Annotated in this window: 11 protein-coding genes and 3 tRNA genes; 4 read left to right on the top strand and 10 right to left on the bottom strand. The window is 51.1% G+C overall.

Annotation, left to right across the window (positions count from 1 at the left end; translation table 11 throughout):
- The first annotated feature begins 2 nt into the window (after positions 1 to 2).
- A complete protein-coding gene (locus C8R30_RS04210; RefSeq protein ID WP_090666716.1) occupies positions 3 to 203 on the top strand; it encodes a hypothetical protein in 201 nt (66 codons plus the stop codon).
- Positions 196 to 5,304, top strand: a complete 5,109-nt coding sequence (locus tag C8R30_RS04215; RefSeq protein ID WP_107789618.1) for a malto-oligosyltrehalose synthase — start codon at positions 196 to 198, stop codon at positions 5,302 to 5,304. The genes C8R30_RS04210 and C8R30_RS04215 overlap by 8 nt, the downstream gene beginning before the upstream one ends.
- Before the next feature lie 1,554 nt (positions 5,305 to 6,858).
- On the opposite strand, the gene C8R30_RS04230 is transcribed toward C8R30_RS04215, so the two are convergent.
- From C8R30_RS04230 to C8R30_RS04245, 4 genes are all read right to left on the bottom strand, one after another.
- A tRNA-Leu gene (locus C8R30_RS04230) sits at positions 6,859 to 6,947 on the bottom strand.
- A 20-nt stretch (positions 6,948 to 6,967) separates the two neighbouring features.
- Positions 6,968 to 7,041 (bottom strand) — tRNA-Cys (locus tag C8R30_RS04235).
- Positions 7,042 to 7,144: 103 nt separating this feature from the next.
- A tRNA-Gly gene (locus tag C8R30_RS04240) sits at positions 7,145 to 7,219 on the bottom strand.
- Positions 7,220 to 7,351: 132 nt separating this feature from the next.
- Positions 7,352 to 8,032: an alpha/beta hydrolase gene (locus tag C8R30_RS04245; protein ID WP_090666724.1), complete on the bottom strand. Its 681-nt coding sequence runs from the start codon at positions 8,030 to 8,032 to the stop codon at positions 7,352 to 7,354.
- Between the two features lie 78 nt (positions 8,033 to 8,110).
- Between C8R30_RS04245 and C8R30_RS04250 the strand changes: the two genes are divergently transcribed.
- Positions 8,111 to 9,202, top strand: coding sequence for a transglutaminase-like domain-containing protein (locus C8R30_RS04250; RefSeq protein WP_090666726.1), 1,092 nt, complete (start codon positions 8,111 to 8,113; stop codon positions 9,200 to 9,202).
- A gap of 90 nt (positions 9,203 to 9,292) precedes the next feature.
- On the opposite strand, the gene fdxA is transcribed toward C8R30_RS04250, so the two are convergent.
- Positions 9,293 to 9,616 carry a ferredoxin FdxA gene (gene fdxA / locus C8R30_RS04255; protein WP_090666728.1) on the bottom strand — a complete coding sequence of 108 codons (324 nt, stop codon included), beginning with the start codon at positions 9,614 to 9,616 and terminating at the stop codon, positions 9,293 to 9,295.
- Between the two features lie 207 nt (positions 9,617 to 9,823).
- Between fdxA and xth the strand changes: the two genes are divergently transcribed.
- Complete coding sequence (gene xth / locus C8R30_RS04260) at positions 9,824 to 10,588, top strand: exodeoxyribonuclease III (protein ID WP_090666730.1); 765 nt, start codon at positions 9,824 to 9,826, stop codon at positions 10,586 to 10,588.
- Positions 10,589 to 10,610: 22 nt separating this feature from the next.
- On the opposite strand, the gene C8R30_RS04265 is transcribed toward xth, so the two are convergent.
- From C8R30_RS04265 to C8R30_RS04285, 5 genes are all read right to left on the bottom strand, one after another.
- Entirely contained in the window at positions 10,611 to 13,766 is a 3,156-nt protein-coding gene (locus C8R30_RS04265) for a type I restriction endonuclease subunit R (RefSeq protein WP_090666731.1), read from the bottom strand.
- A 188-nt stretch (positions 13,767 to 13,954) separates the two neighbouring features.
- Positions 13,955 to 14,572, bottom strand: a complete 618-nt coding sequence (locus C8R30_RS04270; RefSeq protein ID WP_090666733.1) for a DUF4276 family protein — start codon at positions 14,570 to 14,572, stop codon at positions 13,955 to 13,957.
- The gene (locus C8R30_RS04275) at positions 14,569 to 15,810 is read right to left on the bottom strand and encodes an AAA family ATPase (protein WP_090666735.1); all 1,242 of its coding nucleotides are present in this window, start codon (positions 15,808 to 15,810) and stop codon (positions 14,569 to 14,571) included. Before C8R30_RS04275 ends, C8R30_RS04270 begins: the two co-directional genes overlap by 4 nt.
- A gap of 129 nt (positions 15,811 to 15,939) precedes the next feature.
- Positions 15,940 to 17,271: a restriction endonuclease subunit S gene (locus C8R30_RS04280; RefSeq protein WP_143068206.1), complete on the bottom strand. Its 1,332-nt coding sequence runs from the start codon at positions 17,269 to 17,271 to the stop codon at positions 15,940 to 15,942.
- A complete protein-coding gene (locus C8R30_RS04285) occupies positions 17,237 to 19,486 on the bottom strand; it encodes an N-6 DNA methylase (RefSeq protein WP_107789621.1) in 2,250 nt (749 codons plus the stop codon). The genes C8R30_RS04280 and C8R30_RS04285 overlap by 35 nt, the downstream gene beginning before the upstream one ends.
- Positions 19,487 to 19,533 lie beyond the last annotated feature (47 nt).

The following is a 19,533-nucleotide window of genomic DNA, read 5'->3' on the forward strand; positions in this document are numbered from 1 at the left end:
AAATGAACGACATTCTGCGGTCGCCGCCAACGACACCTGATAGTTCTGGCAAGGTGCTAAAAAGTGTGACCAAAAACTGTTTGATAAGAAAACGGCCTGCGCGGAGAGGGGTAGGCATGCGTACTTTGTGCCCGCATTTGACATGGCATTATCCATTTGCAGCCGTACCACAATATATCCTGCTAAAGGAAGACAATGAATGAATCTAAGCTATTAGCACGTCTTAGCGAACTGGCGGGTATCTTGCCAGCATATATCGATAACTGGCAGCAACAGCATGCCACTCCTCCCGCTACCCAGCGCATGCTATTGGCTGCGATGGGGTTCGATGTCTCATCTCCAGAAAAATTAGCTGCCGCAATCGATGAGCGAGAACAGCGTTCCTGGCTCCGTCTTCTGGAACCGGTGGTGGTAATCAGAGCGACGACACCTTGGGTGCGTATCGTCATGCAAGATGGAGTGGCTGACGAAGAATGGCAGTGGCGGCTGGATCTGGAAGAGGGCGGTAGTCTGCACGGACAGTTTTACCCGAAAACATTAGCAAAAATTGAAACAAAAAAAATACAGGGTACGACCCATACAGCCTGGCAGCTGACGTTACCAGAACATATTGCGCCCGGCTATCATCGCCTGATCTTACTCCGTGCCGGACAGGTTTATGCAGAGCAGGTATTTATCGTTGCCCCTGCAGCGTGTTATCGACCCGAAGCTGTTGCTAATTCTGGCCGTATTTGGGGGCCTGCTGTGCAATTGTATGCAGTGCGATCGGAGCGAAATTGGGGAATAGGTGATTTCTCGGATTTAAGGTTATTGCTGGAGCAATGGGCTGCGCAAGGTGCCGACATCATCGGTATCAACCCGATCCATGCCCTATTTCCGCATAACCCTGAACATGCAAGTCCCTATAGTCCCTCTAGCCGATTATTTTTCAATATCCTCTATATCGATATAGAAGCAATCACTGATTTTCATGAATGCGATGCCGCTCGTGCGACACTCCGCACGCCTGAATTTCAGATGCGACTTGAAGGATTGCGAACGACTGAGATGGTCGACTATGCGGGCGTTGCCGGACTCAAATTACCTGTGCTCGAAATGTTGTATCAGCATTTTAGTGAGCAACATCTGGCGAAGGACAGCGAGCGAGCTGCGGCATTCCGTGCTTTTCAGGCACGCGAAGGGGAAAGGCTATACCGTCACACCTTATTTGAAGCGCTGCAAGAGCATTTCCATAATCAAGATCCAAACGTCTGGGGCTGGCCTGTTTGGCCCGAACCCTACCGGCATCCTGATTCAGCGGAGGTACGTGCGTTTGAGGCTGCGCACCAGGATCGCATCACCTTTTTTGCTTACCTGCAATGGCAAGCTGATTTGCAGCTTGCTGCCATAGGTTGGCGGTCGTTAGAGCTTGGATTGGGTGTAGGGCTATATCTCGATTTGGCGATCTCAGTCGATGGTGGTGGAGCAGAGGCTTGGGCCAATCAGGCGCTTTACGCCATCGGTGTGGGTGTGGGTGCTCCCCCGGAACTTAACAATCAACTCGGTCAGGATTGGGGGCTGCCGCCATTCGTGCCCGATCGTCTGCGCGAAGCAGCTTATGCACCCTTTATTGCCACACTTCGGCACAACATGCGGCATGCGGGCGCACTGCGTCTTGACCATGTGATGGGGTTGATGCGCCAATATTGGGTACCTGCTGGCACGTCACCCACTGAAGGCGCTTATGTACGCTATCCTTTCGAAGATCTGCTCGGTATCTTGGCATTGGAAAGTCAGCGTAACCAATGTCTGGTCATTGGTGAAGATCTGGGAACTGTACCGGAGGAAGTGCAGGCTGCGCTTCCTCCGCTTGGCGTTCTCTCCTACCGACTGCTGATGCTGGAAAAGGAAGCGGACGGCAATTTCATCGCGCCCGCCGCATACCCTGCACAATCGCTCGCAGCGTTTACCACGCATGATTTGCCGACATTGCCTGGTTATTGGCAGGGGCGCGATATCATCCAGCGAACAGAGCTGCAGCTGTTTAGCTCCGATGAAGCCCGCAGGATTCAGGTAGTCACACGCGCGCAGGAGTGCGCTTATCTATTGTTGCTGCTGGAACAGGCTGGCTTGTTGCCGGAGCATATCACGGTCAATCCCGTATCGCTGCCTGCCGTCACACCTGAATTCATTCAAGCCGTTTATGCCTTTCTTGCGCGCAGCCCAGCCATGATATTGATGGTGCAACTCGAAGATATTCTCGAGGTGCTCGATCAGATCAATATTCCTTCTACCACTACACAGCACCCCAATTGGCGACGCAAATTGCCTATTTATCTTGAAGCCTGTGTGGCGGACCGTCGCGTACTCGAGTTCGCTGCAGCCATGCGGCAAGAACGCCCGATTGTCAGGGCAACCCCAGCACCAAAACGGCGCTTGCGCATTCCCTTGTCTACCTACCGTCTCCAGCTCAACCGCAATTTCACTTTTGCGCAAGCTGCGCAATTGGTGCCCTATCTTGCGCGACTCGGCGTTAACCATGTTTACTGCTCTCCCTACCTTAAAGCGCGCCCCGGCAGCAGCCATGGCTACGACATTGTCGATCATAATGCACTAAATCCGGAAATCGGGACGCAGGAAGATTTTGAGGCATTTTGTGCTGTGTTGCATGCCCATGATATGGGACAGATCCTGGATCTCGTCCCCAATCACATGGGGGTCATGGGCGCAGATAATCAGTGGTGGCTGGATATCCTGGAAAGCGGCCCTACTTCGGTCTATGCGCCGTTCTTCGATATTGATTGGCAACCCCTCAAAGAAGAGCTGCGTGGCAAAGTGCTGCTTCCCATTCTTGGTCGCTCTTATGGCGATACGTTGGAAGATGGCGAATTGAAGCTCAACTTCGATGAAACGCGGGGGAGTTTCAGTGTGTGGTATTACCATCACCGTTTACCTATCGCCCCGCGCGAGTACCCCCGATTGTTGAGGCATCGCCTGAACCTACTGGAAGCACAGTTGCGGCCGGATAGCGAAGATCTGCAGGAGTTGACCAGTCTGATTACGGCGTTTGATCATCTTCCTCCGCAGGAAGCGACCACACCTGACAAAATTCTCGAGCGGCATCGCGACCAGGAACTGCTCAAACGGCGACTGGCAGCATTGGTTGGCATCTCCTCACCTATAAAGCAGATGGTGCTGGATACGGTCAATGATTACAACGGCAATCAGGGCGAGCCCGCTTCTTTTGCCTTGCTGCATGACTTGCTCGAAGCTCAACCATGGCGTGTTGCCAACTGGCGTGTTGCTTCCGATGAGATCAATTACCGCCGTTTTTTTGATATCAACGATCTGGCAGGATTGCGCATGGAGGATGGCCATGTTTTCGAAGCCACTCACCAACTAGCGCTGGAACTGGTTGCGGAAGGGAAAGTGGATGGACTTCGCATTGATCATCCGGATGGCTTGTATGATCCCCTGCAGTATTTTCAGCGATTACAGGATCGTGTCGCGACACGTTCTCTTCCGTTAGAAGGGGAGAAATCAATCTATATCGTGGCAGAGAAAATTCTAGCAAGCCACGAATCTTTGCGTGAGGATTGGGCTATCCATGGTACGACCGGCTATGATTTTTGCAATTTGGTCAATGGCTTGTTCGTCGATCTGCGCGCCCGAACGGCGCTAGAAAGAACCTACCGCGCTTTTACCCATCTGCGCTTGGATTTTGATGAGCTTGTCTATCGCAGTAAGCATCAGATCATGAAACATGCCATGGCCAGTGAATTAAACGTCATGGCAGGCCAGTTGAGCCGAATATGTGAATTGCGTCCGCATACACGCGATTTCACCACCAATAATCTGCGCAATGCCCTTGCCGAGGTCATTGCCCGGTTGCCTGTTTACCGCACTTATGTACGTGACGGACAAGTCAACGTGCTGGATCGACGCTATGTCGAATGGGCTGTCGCACAAGCAAAGAAATTGACTCAAGTCCTGGATGTCAGTATTTTCGATTTTCTCAGTTCCGTGTTACTGCTTGATGCCGCTGCCGATAAAGATCCTGCGTATGTAGCTGCGATTACCGCGTTTGCCATGAAATTTCAGCAGCTCTCCAGCCCGGTCATGGCCAAAGGCTACGAAGACACCGCGTTTTATCTCTACCATCGCCTGATTTCCTTGAATGAGGTCGGAGGCGATCCTCGTCTGTTCGGAATCTCGATAAAAGCGTTCCATGCGGAGAATGCCAAACGCCTCGAGCGCTGGCCGTATTCGATGCTCAATACCTCAACGCATGACAATAAGCGTAGTGAAGACGTGCGTGCACGCATCAATGTGTTGTCGGAAATCGCCAATCTTTGGCATGAACAAGTGCTCCGCTGGAAACGATTTAACCGAAGTAAAAAACTGCTGGTCGACCGCGAGGAGATCCCAAGTGCTAACGACGAGTACTTGATCTACCAAACTTTGGTCGGCATCTGGCCGTTTGGAGAACTCTCTGCGGCTGAACACGAAACGTTGATGACACGAATCGAGGCGTATATGCTCAAAGCGGTGCGTGAAGCCAAGCAGCACACGAGTTGGATCAACCCCAGCATGGCCTACGAAGACGGTCTGTCGATTTTTATCAAAAAAATACTCAATACTTCCGAAAAAAATACCTTCTTGACCGATTTTCTTTCCTTTCAACAACGTGTTGCTTATTGGGGAATGTTCAATTCGCTTTCGCAAACCCTGCTGAAGCTGACCGTACCTGGCGTGCCTGACATATACCAAGGTAATGAACTCTGGGATTTCAGTCTGGTAGATCCCGACAATCGCCGACCTGTCGACTATACCCAGCGTCAACAGCAATTGAATGAAATCGAGACGCTGGTTACCGTGTCCCAGGAGACGCTATCAATCCGAGTACGATCATTGCTCGATTGCATGACCGACGGTCGTGCCAAGTTGTATCTGACATGGAAATTGCTGCAGAGTCGTAAGCAATGGCCGGCTGTTTTCCAGGAAGGCGTATACCTGCCACTTATAACCACAGGGCCGCGTAAAGATCATCTCTGCGCCTTTGCACGTCAGCTGGGTGATGTTACGCTCATCGTTGCTGCACCACGCTGGTTTTCCCGGCTGATCCCGGCGGCATCGGGTCAGTTGCCGCTGGGGGATACTGTCTGGAATACTACAGCCATCGAAGTCCCGAATCTTATTGCGGGAATGCAAGGTATTAATGTCTTGACAGGAGAAACTGTGGAGGCTTCCCAAGTGAATGATGTCCCTGGACTGTTAGCGTCAGCGCTATTTGCTTCGTTTCCAGTGGCTTTGCTGCGATTCTAATTTTCAGTAGATGATGGACTAGTGTTTCAGCGAGCGGCGCTACCCAATGCTGGTATCCGCGTTTTATGCAATCGTTCAGAGATTGTTAATTTCCACGCAACGCTCGCTTTTCCTACAACGATTTCTCTCACCGATATGAACCCGAATATTGTTTTGCCTTAGATATTCAGATTAATTTTTAAAGGTTCCTACGGTTCTGTCATTTAAGTAACTTAAGAGCAATCTTTCTGCATTTATAGAAGGCTATTCATAGCTAGTAGCATTTTCCACATTGTTGCTCGTCAGCACGAGTGCCTCTGGGTAGCTGCTAGTCGAAAAACTGGATGAAATACTGTTGAATAGCGAAAGAACTACTACTAGTAAACTGATTGCAAATATAGAAATAAATAAAATAATCAGACTCGAATACATGACTTTAAAAAATGATGATTTGTTTTCATGTAATTTAGCAACCATAATACTACCCTCCTGTATAAAATAACCTTATCAACGAAGTGGACAATTGAAGAGCAATTATGTGCATAATTTTGCTTCCAATACGTTCTTTACAGTTGACAACACCTCACCAATTTTAATTAGTTTGAACAAATCTATAAAAAGGCTAATCTCTAGTAATTCGTTTTAAAGTCCATAGCCATAGTAGAAAAATGGCTATTTATTACTGAAAAAAACCCTGATCGCTATGCTGATTTTATTCTGGGAAAAATGATAGTTGATTCATTAAATAAAGATAGTGCTAAAAATTGAAATACATTGTTTCTTTTAAATATACAATTGGGTTTTGCTCTAAAAATAAAAACCCTATTTATATATAGGTTTTTAACAGACTATAAAATTTGTTCTTGCTAAATTAAAGTGGCTGAGCAGAAGCAAGTTTCAAGGCAACCAGGCCCGCAAAATGAATGTTGAATAAGCGCAATGCTCCGTAGCGAGACGGATGCAGATTTAACTTACAACGATGGATCGCGGCTTGAACAGGGTATGCGAAAGCGTTATGCCGGTTATGAAGTTGATAGAATCTTCAAAATTCAAACTTACAAAAAAACAGCACTCGATGAGTGTTCGATGACGCAGAAGTACGTAATCTGTAAAGGGCGCCTCAATATAAATCCATTATTTCGTCACAAAACATCGCTGCACACAAAAACTGTTTCCTAGCATGTCAATCATATGCTGCGTCAACATTTTTTGTTCACGCCTTGTTATGCTTAAAAACTCTGAATTCTTAGAGGTGCCCTTAAAATAATTTATGGGTAAGGAGTGACAAAGGATAAGAAATAAAAACCCGTCAGATCGTGACCGACCTGACGGGGTGCTACATGTTCAATCTCCTTATCAGGAGCTCACGGTAATCAGCCGTGAAAATATATTAACGGAACTATTAGACATCGACTTTAATTTTTTTCTGATATACCTGACATGACAGCATTTCTCCGGGAGAAGCGTTGCTCAAAGACACAAGGCTATTAGAGCATATCGCTTATTTTTGAAAGGCGGATGGCTTAAGAGGGTCTATACAAAAGCTTTTTTCTTTGGCGCTGATGGGTGGCTATTTGGTGCCCGGAGCCGGAGTCGAACCGGCACGAACGTTAAGGTTCGAGGGATTTTAAGTCCCTTGTGTCTACCAATTTCACCATCCGGGCAAACTAAATCATGCAGATTTTGGAGGCGGGGGTCGGAATCGAACCGGCGTAGACGGCTTTGCAGGCCGCTGCATAACCACTCTGCCACCCCGCCTTTATTTATATGATCAGAATGTGGTCTGTATCGTAACACCACATATTGAAAAATACGACATGGATTTTTCTGGAAGTTACTAAAAAATCCAATCCTATTTCGTTGGAGCGGGAAACGAGGCTCGAACTCGCGACCCCAACCTTGGCAAGGTTGTGCTCTACCACTGAGCTATTCCCGCAAGCTAGAGTTCTACGTACTTAAGAACACAATTCAGAAACAAGAGGTGGATTATAAAGGTGTAGTTTATTTTGTCAAGAAGCGCATCGGTCCGATATTTCGGAAAGCCCGTATGGAGGGATGTATGAATTTGTCAGCGGATAACCTGACCTAACCATATGCTGATTTCCGCTATTTCTTCATCGCAAACGGAATGGCCCATCCGATATTCGTGCCATTCAACGGGATAGCCTGCTCCGATCAATAATTCTTTAGAGGTTCGTGCCAACTGAATGGGCACGATAGGATCGTCGCTTCCATGCCCCATGAAAATGGGGGTGGATGTATTGGCAACCTGTGCTTCTGGTGTGAAGGTATGCGTCAAGGGGAGATACGCCGATAACGCGATGATGCCTGCTAACCGATACGGATAGCGGAGGCCGACGTGTAAGGCCATGACACCGCCTTGTGAAAATCCAGCCAATATAATATTGGCTGAGGGAACTCCGCGTTGGTTTTCCCGCTCAATGAGTGCTGCAATAGCTTGTTGAGAATGACGAATGCCTGTTTCGTCTTCATGGCGTTTGAGGTTGATATGTTTAATGTCATACCAAGCACGCATGACGAGACCGCTATTGATGGTTACCGATTGTTCTGGAGCATGCGGAAAAATAAAACGAATAGCCGCCGCAAAAGGGAGCTCAAGTTCTTGTACGATAGGTACAAAATCGTTACCATCAGCGCCTAATCCATGCAACCACAAAATCGTATGAGTAGGATGAGCGCCCGTCTCTAATTCGATCGCTGGCAAATAATTTGTGGTGGGGATTGACATTGTCGAGAATGCATTGACTTGATTGAACAATAAGATTAGATTTATTGAGATATTACATTAAATGAACAGGAGAAGTATATGAAACGTAGGGATTTTATCAAAACGATCGGTGTGGGTGCTGCATTGCTGCCCATTGCTCCATCCGTTTTTGCGCATTCCACCGGCCCTACCAAATGGCGCAGCTATCGATTGTCCTACCAAGTGACTTTACCTTCGACAGGTAAGCACGCTCATCTTTGGCTTCCCTTGCCGGATACCAATGATACGCCTTATCAGTTTACGCAGGGTAGTGTATGGAGTGGCAATGCAAAATCAGCCAAGTTTTATACACTTCCCCAAACCGACTTTCCAGCTTTTCATGCAGAATGGAATGGCAGCGGAGAGCGCCAAGTGACGGTGAGCAGCATCGTCAAGACGGCTGACCGCCAAGTGGACCTGGAATATTATCGAGCACCGGCCAAAGCGGTTATCCCGGACATTATCAAGCGGTATCAGCAGTCTACCCAGCAAATTCCGCTAGACGGTATCGTGCGGAAAATGGCTGCAACCATCACCAAAGAGAGCAACCCACCTTTGCAGAAAGCACGCGAGATCTACGATTGGGTGGTCGATAACGCGAATTATGATATGGGAGTGCGTGGACGGGGACAAGGGAATGTCAAGGAAATGCTGGCAAACGAGAATTTGAGTGGTAAGTGCGCTGACATTAATGGTCTTTTTGTCGGATTGGCGCGCGCATCGGGCATTCCGGCACGTAAGCAATTTGGTATTCGGATTAACGAATCTTCTCTCAATAAAAACTTGGGCAAGTTTGGCGACGTCAGTACAGCGCAACACTGCCGCGCAGAATTTTATCTAGCGGGCTTGGGCTGGGTCCCCGTCGATCCAGCTGATGTGTGCGAGGTTATCGCATTGGAGGGGCTGCCTCGCAATCATGAGCAGATCGCTACTTTGAGAGAAAAACTATTCGGTGCGTGGGAAATGAACTGGGTGGCCTACAACCACGGTGAGAATGTTGCATTGGGTCAAAACAGCAAGGCCGGTAAAGTGCCGTTCTTCCTATATCCGCATGCCGAAATCGATGGCCATCAGCTGGATAACCTCGATCCGCAAGCATTTACCTACAAAATTGCTTCTGCCTTGCTGGTTGGAACAGGCGCCAAATTGTAATCGATAGACTATCGTTTGACAGGTGCCGTCAGTCTTTTTTGTCTCGTAGCCCGCGAGATGGGTAGACATTTGACGGCACAGCTGATTTTATTAGCGCTCTAGTTTGTCCAGCTTATCAGTTACTTTCGCCCAATCGTCCGCATCGGAGAGTGCATCTTTTTTCTCGATGATCGGTTTCCATATCTTGGATAATTCTTCGTTGAGCGCAATGAATCCGCGTTGATTTTCGGGCACATCGTCTTCCGCATAAATCGCTTCGACTGGGCATTCAGCTACACATAATGTGCAATCGATACATTCGTCGGGGTCTATTACTAGAAAATTCGGACCTTCGCGGAAGCAATCCACCGGGCATACATCGACACAATCCGTATATTTACATTTAATACAACTTTCAGTTACTACATAAGTCATGATGGAATTCCTTGCGTGGCACTATACAATCAGAACCCGCGATTCTATCAGAAATTCAGTCTTTTCTACCACTCCCTATCAGCGGTCTTCTGACGAGCGCATTACCCGTAAAGGTTACACCTGGCAATTAAGGCCTGATGTCGCATACAGGCGCGCACGTATTCTGTGTTAAATTTAATCATTTATGTTCATGTATTATAGTCCACCATGAAAATCGTTACCTGGAACGTAAATTCACTGAAAGTGCGCCTACCGCAAGTCGTCAACTGGCTAGAAGCCAATCAGCCGGATGTGCTGTGTTTGCAGGAAACCAAATTGCAAGATGAATTCTTTCCGGTGAATGACATTGCTGCGCTCGGCTATCAATCGCTCTTTATCGGTCAAAAAACCTTCAATGGTGTAGCGCTACTGAGCAAGCAAAGTGGAACAGATGCAGTGACCGCGATACCCAATTGGGAAGATGAACAAAAGCGCGTTCTCGCCGCAACCTATGGTGATGTAAGGGTGATCTGCGTGTATGTGCCCAATGGGGAAAGCGTCGAATCCGACAAATACCAATACAAATTAAAGTGGCTGACAGCCTTGAAAGAATGGCTCGGCAAGGAGCTGCAACAGTATCCGCGCCTGGCGGTACTAGGCGACTTCAATATCGCTCCGGAAGATCGTGATGTGCATGACCCTGAATTGTGGAAAGATCAGGTATTGTGCAGCGAGCCCGAAAGAAACGCCTTCCGGGAATTATTGAGCCTCGGCCTCGCTGACAGCTTCCGCTTGTTCGAACAGCCTGAGAAATCCTACACTTGGTGGGATTACCGCATGCTTGCTTTTCGCCGCAACCGGGGGCTGCGCATCGACCATATCCTGCTCAGCAACGCGCTAGCAGGCAACTGTAAAAGCTGTGTTATCGATAAGGAACCCAGAAAGCTGGAACGGCCCTCCGATCACACGCCCGTAGTAGCGGAGATTGCGTAGTGGAAAGGACGCACGCGTAAGTCTACACTGATTTCGTCCAGGCATTCGATAACCGTTCAGCCTGCGCCAACACGAGTTTGATCGCATCTTCCTGCCGGTCCGGGGGATATTTGTAACGTCGCAGCGTGATGCGTACCAGATTACGCAGCCGCGCACGCACGCTTTCGCGTTTTTGCCAGTCAACCGTGGTGCTGTGGCGCAGCTTCTCGGTCAACTCAAGCGCAATTTTCTTCAGGATGTCGTCACCTAGCGTACGCACCGCGCTTTCATTATCCGCCAGCGCGTCGTAGAAGGCCAACTCGGATTCATTCAGCCCCAGATGTTCACCGCGTTGAGCGGCCTCGCGGAACGCTTTGGCCATCTGAATCAATTCTTCGATGACCTGCGCGCTTTCAATGGCCCGATTGCGGTAGCGATTCAATGCCTCATGCAAGCGCTCGCTGAATTTCTTCTCCAGAACTACGTTGGTTCTGCTGCGGGATTTGATTTCATCATTGAGCAATTTCTGTAACAGTTCCACCGCAAAGTTGCGCTGCGGCAAATGACGCACTTCTTCCAGAAAGCCATCGGACAACAACCCAATATTCGGCCGCTCCAAACCGGCGAGCTGGAAGATATCCTCTACACCTTCGGCCACCACTGCATTGTCGATGATCTGCTTGAGCACGGCATGCTTGCTTTCTTCCGACAGTTCCTTGTCGGTTTCGGTAGCTTTGGCGATCACGTTCTTGATCGCCTGGAAAAAGGCGATTTCTTCGCGTAATGCGATGGCTTCATCCAGCGTGCCACACAGCGAGAAGGCCTTGGTAATCGCCAGCACTACATCAGCCCAGCGTTTCTTGCCATCTTCCAGTCCCAGCACAAAATTGGCAGCAGGTAGCAGCAGATTTGTTGCTTGCGTGCGATAGGCGCTATAGTCGAAACCATGCAGCTGATTGCGCGCCACCTCCATCAGCTCCTTGAGCTTGGCCAGCGCCTCGGCTGCGTCCAAGGTAGGCTGCCCTTTGCCGCGGCTGTCGGTATAAATTTTCAATGCCCGGCGCAGTTCGGCAGCAATGCCGATATAGTCCACCACCAGTCCGCCTTCCTTGTCGCGGAATACACGGTTGACACGGGCGATGGCCTGCATCAGGTTATGGTCGTGCATCGGTTTGTCCACGTACAGAGTATGCAGGCAGGGTAGATCAAAGCCGGTCAACCACATATCGCGCACGATCACCAGCCTGAGCGCATCCTTGGGATGCTTGAAGCGTTTCTCCAGCAGTTTTTTGGTCGTGGTACTGTAGATATGCGGGCGTAACAGCGCTTTATCCGCCGCCGAGCCAGTCATGACCACCTTGATTACCCCCTGCGCCGGATCAGTGCTGTGCCAATCCGGTCGCAGCGCCACGATGGCGTTATAAAGCTGGGCGCAAATCTCGCGGCTCATGGCTACGATCATACCCTTGCCTTCCATGGCCGCATTACGCGCTTCGAAATGTTGCACGATATCGGCTGCCACTTGTTTGATACGCGGCTCAGCACCGACCAGTTTTTCCAGCGCAGCCCACTTGGTCTTGGCTGCCTCGCGCAACGCGATGCTCTCTTCATCCTCGAAGATTTCCTCCACCTGTCCGCTGAGTTGCTCAATCTGCGCTTGATTGATATCCAGCTTGGCCAGGCGGCTTTCATAGTAAATCGGTACCGTGGCGCCATCATCCACCGCATCCTGGATGTCGTAGATGCTGACGTAATCGCCGAACACTGCGCGCGTGTCCTTGTCATCCGTCTCCACCGGCGTGCCGGTGAAGCCGACAAAAGTGGCGCAGGGCAAGGCGTCGCGCAGGTGCTTGGCGAAGCCATATTTGTATTGGCCGGATTGCTTGTCGAGCACGGCGCGGAAACCGTACTGCGAACGGTGCGCCTCGTCGGCAATGACGACGATGTTGGTGCGCTCGGTTAGGCACGGAAATTGATCTTCGTCCTTCTCGGGCGCAAACTTCTGCACCGTGGTGAAAATGATGCCGCCGGATGGCCGCCCTGCTAGCAATGCCCGCAACTGCTCGCGGTTTTCTACCTGCTGCGGGGTTTCCTTCAGCAGTGAGCGCGCGCCGACAAAGGTCTGGAACAGTTGCCCGTCCAGATCATTGCGATCGGTGACCACCACAATGGTCGGGTTATGCATCTGCGGCTGTTGCATCAGTTTGCCAGTGAAGCACACCATGGAAATGCTCTTGCCCGAGCCCTGGGTATGCCACACGATGCCGCCCTTGCGCGAACCGGGCACCACCTGCTTGCCATAGGTGGCGCGTTCCTCTCGCTGCGTGTTTCGCTCGACCTGCGGTTGCGTGGCAGCAATTACCGTGACCCGTACCGCCTCACGTACCGCATGAAACTGATGGTAGCCCGCGATCTTCTTGATCAGCCCATCGTCGCTCTGCTCATAAAGAATGAAGTAGCGCAGATAATCCAGCAACAACTCGGGCGAGAAGAAGCCACGTACCACTTTCTCCAATTCGAACTCCAGCAACGGCCGGTCATTCTCGTTGCGGATCGTGCGCCAGGGCAGAAAGCGCTCGCGGTCGGCCGTGAGCGAGCCCACGCGCGCATGCAGACCATCGGAAATCACCAGCGCCTCGTTGAATATGAACAAGTCGGCGATCTCGGCCTTGTAAGTTTCGAGCTGGTTGAAAGCTGCCCAGATATCGCTCTGTTCAGCTGCCGGGTTCTTGAGCTCGATCACCGCCATCGGCAGGCCGTTGATAAAGCACACCATATCTGGGCGACGCGGCTGTTTGGCTCCCTGCACCGTGTACTGGTTCACCACCAGAAACTGGTTTTGTTGCGGCTGCGCAAAGTCGATCAGGCGCACGCGGTCGCCACGCTTCACGCCGTCGATCACGACCTCGACCGGCACGCCATCGATCAGCAGTTCGTGAAAGCTGCGATTGTTCAGTATCAGCGACGGATGACCTGGTTTGGTAAGTTGGTGCGCCACATCATCCAGCACCGAAGCCGGGATGCCGGCGTTCAAGCGCTGTAGCGCTTGTTTCAAACGGCCAGCCAGCAACACTTGGCGGTAATCGGTACGTTCAGGGTTATCGCCATCCGGAGCGATGTCCGGTCCATAACGATAGTCCCAGCCAGTATCCTGGAACCAGGAAAGGGCGAGTTGTTCGAGTTGGTCTTCAGTGATCATTGGCCTCGCTCGTGAACATGCCTGTACGGAAGGCCTGGAATCGCGTCGACAGCTTGCGAGCGGGTTTGTATTAAAGCATTTATCTGGTTGAATTTATGTAACATATTGCTTTGTTTAGGATTATTTTACGGTTAGCTTTAAAGCATTCTCACAATCGAAATGGCAGATACTCAAATTTATTCTCTGCTTCATGCAATTGATTCCAAAATAGCTTCATAAAACCTTAGAAAACTTCTCGAGCGACTATTTTGAGGATCAAGGCAAGATCCAATTACTTGAGCAACCTCGATTTTGCGCAGGCCAGTTCTGAAGTACCCGTGCTGGCGCAATATACGTTCAAACGCTTCCCATGTTCCACCTGGTATCGCATCCGGATCACGATAACTCGCTTTGTTCGGGACGGTAGGCGATACTTTTGGAAAAGCGCTACACACCGCTTGCCAGTCGCCGAAGTACCAGGCTTCCAGTTCTTCAATGGCGATACGATTTACGACTTGCCACTGCGTGTTGCTGACAGCAGACCGCGTGCGTAGTCCGGCTGCATTTGCCATAATTTCCAGACGTTGTTTTAGTTTTTCGCAATCATCGTCATCACGATCGATTACGACTATAATCCGCCAATCATCAGGTAGCCATAGCGCATAGCCACGCAAACGGGATTGTAATTTACCCAGCAGGTCGGCCTTACCTTGGAATGGATGCACCTCAAAGGCACAATCCGCTGGCAGCAGTCGTGGTAGCAAACATCGCAAAAAAGCCTCCATCGAAGGTTCTTCAACCAGGAGCACCAAATGTGAAGCTTTCATCGGTTGCGACCTCCGATAGGACGAGTCGGTGCACCTTGGTTCACTAGAGGATCACCCACACCGAGCTGCCCTTCCATCCAAAGGTGGCCAAGCAAAGCACCCTGCTTAACAAACTCCTTCACTCCCTGCAAATCAGTTGCGCGTCGAGTCTGTGTGTAGCCCTTTTCATCACGCCATAGAATCCGTACTTCCTCCGATCGTAGTGCATTGAGAAAGAAAGGCGAGTGCGTAGTGACAAGAAGCTGTGTACGATCGCTTGCGGCGCGACACTCTTCAGCAAGTTCCGGCAATAGTCGTGGATGTAAAAAATTCTCGGGCTCCTCGATACCAATGAATGGTGGCGGCATTGGGTCGTAAAGTAACACAAGGTAAGCCAGCATCTTCAGCGTGCCATCGGAAGCGAAGCGTGCGAGTATTGGATGACTGAATGGTGCATCCTTGATTTGCAACAGTAATCGCCCGTCTGGCATAGTCTCTGCTAGCACACGTTCGACACGTGGCACGCGTTGGCGTAATACGTCGAAGATCTGCTCAAGCTGGTCTCCATGCTGTTCGGCCAAGTATTGAATGACGTTAGCAAGATTATCGCCTGTCTTAGTCAATTTTTCCTGTGGACCGGCCTCGGGCTGGCCACGAGCACTGTCTGTGGATAGATAGGACACATACCAGCCGATAATAAATTCGCGCAATGCTGCAACACGCGGATGATCCGCGAATTGACCCAGTGCATTCACTGCCAAAAGGTCAGCCGATTTCAGAGGCACTTCGACCCGCCGATCTTGTTCATCGGGTAAATCTCCGCTGACGGCACGGCCTTGCCCTTCACGGTAATCGAGAAATCGAAAAGGTTTTCCGCGCTGGCCACGTCGCCATTGCAGCCATTCTTCAACGACCACAGGACCGCTCTTGCTGTCATCGACGGCTACGTGATAGGTTATGAGCGGATATCCTGTTTCCCTATATTTGATCTCTATGGTTACCGGTCCATCGCTACCGCGCGTTTTAAGTTCTTTGGCCCTTCCACGCTTATCCCAAGCACGGCGAAGGCCGAGCTCAAAACACTCGGCGAGAAAAGCAAAAACATCAAATACTGTTGATTTGCCGCTACCGTTCGGGCCGAGCAGAACGGTCAAAGGTGTCAAATCTTTGAACTCCACGTCATGCAAAGCGCGAAAATTTTGCACTTTTAGGTACTCGATCCTTGCTCTTGCACCTAGCTGGGTATTGTAAGCTTTCATGCAATCTCCTTTGTTAGTTATTGGTTAGTCAGCAACTGGTCGTTCACTTCTCCTTCGTGCACGACAAACTGCGACTTTCCATAACTCGGTTGAAATATTTAGGATCGGATTGTACTTCCACCTCGTTGCTCATGATGCACTTCTGACCGGCACGCGCAGCTCGCCGGAGAGGAGTTTGGGGAGAAGGGTGTCGCGTAACTCTGCCAAAGTGCGTCCTTGAACGCTATTGGCTTTTATTTTTTCCATTAGAGGAGTAACCACTGTCTCAAACGCTGTCACCACAGGCTGGAAGGTGACGACGCTTACACCAGCAAATGTATTCCGAGTGATTGTGTCGAACACCGCACCATGGCTATGTTGCTTAAGTGTTGAGACCAGCTCACGAGTGGCGTAATAGGTAAAAAATGAACCGCCGTCGAGGCCACGCAAACCATAGCAAGATTGGTTCATGGCCATTGGCACACCTACCAATGCTACTTTTCCGACTGTGCCACGGGCTGAGATTATGGTCGTTCCCGCTGAAAGTATTCTCGCTGATGAGTCATCCAAGCCGGTTTGCGTAATTTTCTTTTCCGTATCAATGACAAAAACATCACTCTCAGCCGGAGCATCAACGACGGAAAACCAAGGAATGTCCCCACCCCAATACTCGGACACAGAGGTTTTTGGTGTGCCACCACCGATGATTTGGACTGTTTCAGAAAAAGGTTTTACCTCCCACCCCTCCGGAATCTCGCCGAGTTCAGAATCGACGAAACGGTCGGGGAAGAGGGCGAGCAGATCGGGGGTGAGTCGTAAGCGACGGCAGATGGATTCGGGTGGCTCGCCGCTGGCTTTGGCGCGCACGGGGTCGAAGTCGATGAACCAGGATTTGAACATCGCCCGCGCGATGGCTTCCAGCGTTTCGTTCATGCGGCGGTTGAGTTCGATCTTGTCGTCGAGGGCTTTTACGACCGCAACTATCTGTTCTTGCTCAGAAAGTGTAGGCAAATTTACCGGTAGTTCTTGCAACTGCTTCGTGTCGAATTTACCTGCACCAATGCCAGTGAAATCGACAAGTTCAAGAAGATTTCTCTCCTTTCCCAAGAACCAGTAAAGCAAGAACCAAGGAGACAGTCCTTCCTTGGCCTTAATTGCTTTGACGTCCTGATTGAATGCCATGGGCCGGGTGGCGATACCTACTGGAACACGCTGATGAAGTATGCTTCCACGTACCAGTAGCAGAACAGTCCCGACTTCGGCAAGGCGTGATCCTCTAGCTAGACCAGTTTCTGTGAGCTTTAACTCAGAGTCGCTGTATCGGTTTCCATACATGGACGATGCACTAATCCATGGAATGGCCCCACCCCAGTACTTAGCATCATCTTTTGGTGGTGTTCCACCAGACGCCCAATCAGTTATTTCACCGAGCCGCACTGTGCGCCACTCACCCGCCATAACCCAACCTCGCCAAATTCTCACGGATCACCGCTTCCAGCCGCGCGCTCTCTTTGAACTGCTCGTTCAGTTGCGCGGTGAGCCGCATCATCTTGTCCTCGAACGGTTCGCCATCGGTTTCTTGCTTAGCCGCGCCGACGTAGCGGCCGGGGGTGAGCACGTAGTCGTGCTTCTTGATTTCAGCCAGCGTGACGGATTTGCAGAAACCGGGGATGTCTTGGTAAGCGCGCTGGTCGCCTCCCTCATCCGACCCTTCGGGCCACCTTCTCCCAGCGGGAGAAGGGTGTATTGCGCCCTCTCCTGTTGGGAGAGGGTCGGGGTGAGGGTTCAGGGTGTCATAGATCCTCTGCAATACCGCTTCTGTGTTTTGCAAGACATCGTTATTCCAGAAGCGAAGAACGGTTATGCCTTGGGATGCCAGAAATTCCGTTCTTTTATGGTCTTGAGCGATGGCGGGCTCGGTATTGTGTTGACCACCATCCAGCTCTATGGCGAGTTTCTTTTCATGGCAATAGAAATCGAGAATGTAGGGTTCAATAGGATGCTGGCGGCGGAATTTGCAGTCGGCAATCTGCCGGTCGCGGAGCAATTGCCAGAGAAGGGATTCTGCATCAGTCTGGTTTTTTCGCAGCTCACGGGCGTTTTGCAATAGGTGCTCGGGTATTTTCTGGGATTTAGCCTTGTTGTTTTCTTTGCTCAGGCTGCCCTTATCGTGGCCCTCTCCCTGTCCCTCACCCCGGCCCTCTCCCAGGGGGAGAGGGGGGGTTGTGCGCCAGGCGTGGAAAGTGTCGGCAATTTTGCGGATGTCTTCGGGCGCGAAGTCGCGCAGCACGCGGTCTTTCATGTAGCCGAGGTTGCGGGCGTCGATGAACAGGGTTTCGCCGCGGCGGTCGCGTGTTTTCACCCCAGTTTCACTCACTCCATTCACCTTCATTCCTGTCTCCCTCATCCCTGCCGCCCTCACCCCTGACCCTCTCCCGGGGGGAGAGGGGGATTTATTCTTGGTGAGGAACCAGATGCAGGCGGGGATTTGGGTGTTGGTGAACAGTTGGCCGGGGAGGGCGACCATGCATTCGACCAGATCGGCTTCGATCAGCGCCTTGCGGATTTCGCCTTCGTTGTTGGTATTGCTGCTCATGGAGCCATTGGCGAGTAGCAGCGCCATGCTGCCGTGCGGCGCGAGGTGGTGGATCATGTGTTGCATCCAGGCGAAATTGGCGTTGCTTGCGGGCGGGATGCCGTATTGCCAGCGCGGGTCGTCGTCCTTCACGCCGCTGTTCCATTCCTTCATGTTGAACGGTGGATTGGCCATGATGTAGTCAGCGCGCAGGTCGGGGTGCTGGTCGCGGCTGAAGGTGTTGGCCGGTTCCTTGCCAAAATCGAAATCCATGCCGCGGATGGCCATGTTCATCGAGGCCAGCCGCCAGGTGGTGGGGTTGGATTCCTGCCCGTAGACCGAAAGTCTACCGATACGGCCACCGTGCTCTTCGACGAATTTTTCCGACTGCACGAAGAAGCCGCCGGAGCCGCAGCACGGGTCGTACACCCGGCCCTGGTAGGGCTCGAGCATTTCGACGATGAGGGTGACGATGCTCTTGGGCGTGTAGTACTGCCCGCCTTTCTTGCCCTCGGCCATGGCGAACTCGCCGAGAAAGTATTCGTACACGTGGCCGAGGATGTCTTTTGCGTGGAGCGTACCGTGCCGAAAGGGGATTTTGGCGATGAGGTCGATGAGTCCTGGCAGCGCGGTGTCGATCTGCTTGCGCGCGTAGTCTTTTTCCAGCACGCCTTTCAGTTTGGGGTTTTCCTTCTCCACGGCTTCGAGTGCGTCATCGAGCAGGCGGCCAATGCCGTTGAATTTGTATTCCGTGGTCTTGCCGTTTTTGACCTGAAGCACGGTGCCGATCGCGACCTTGGCATGGGCTTGCAGAAAATCCCAGCGTGCCAGCGCAGGTACCCAGAACACGTTCTTTTCGATGTAGTAGTCGCGGGCTTCGAGCTCCTCTAAAATCAAGTCTTCGGCGTCCTCGCCCAGGTAGTAATCGTGGTTCGGGTCACGGAAGGCCGCCTCCAGTTCCGCGCGCCGTTCCTTGAAAGCGTCCGATACGTACTTGAGGAAAATGAGGCCGAGCACGACATGCTTGTAAACCGCTGCATCGAGCATGGGCAGCAGCTTGTTGGCCATAGTCCACAGACGTTTGTCGAGGTCACTGAGGAATTGCTGTTCTTCCAGGTCCATAGGGTTACTGCATGGCTATATCTGTTCGGGAGTGCCGATTTGAGCAC

This window comes from Nitrosomonas nitrosa (assembly GCF_003051105.1).
Classification (GTDB): domain Bacteria; phylum Pseudomonadota; class Gammaproteobacteria; order Burkholderiales; family Nitrosomonadaceae; genus Nitrosomonas; species Nitrosomonas nitrosa.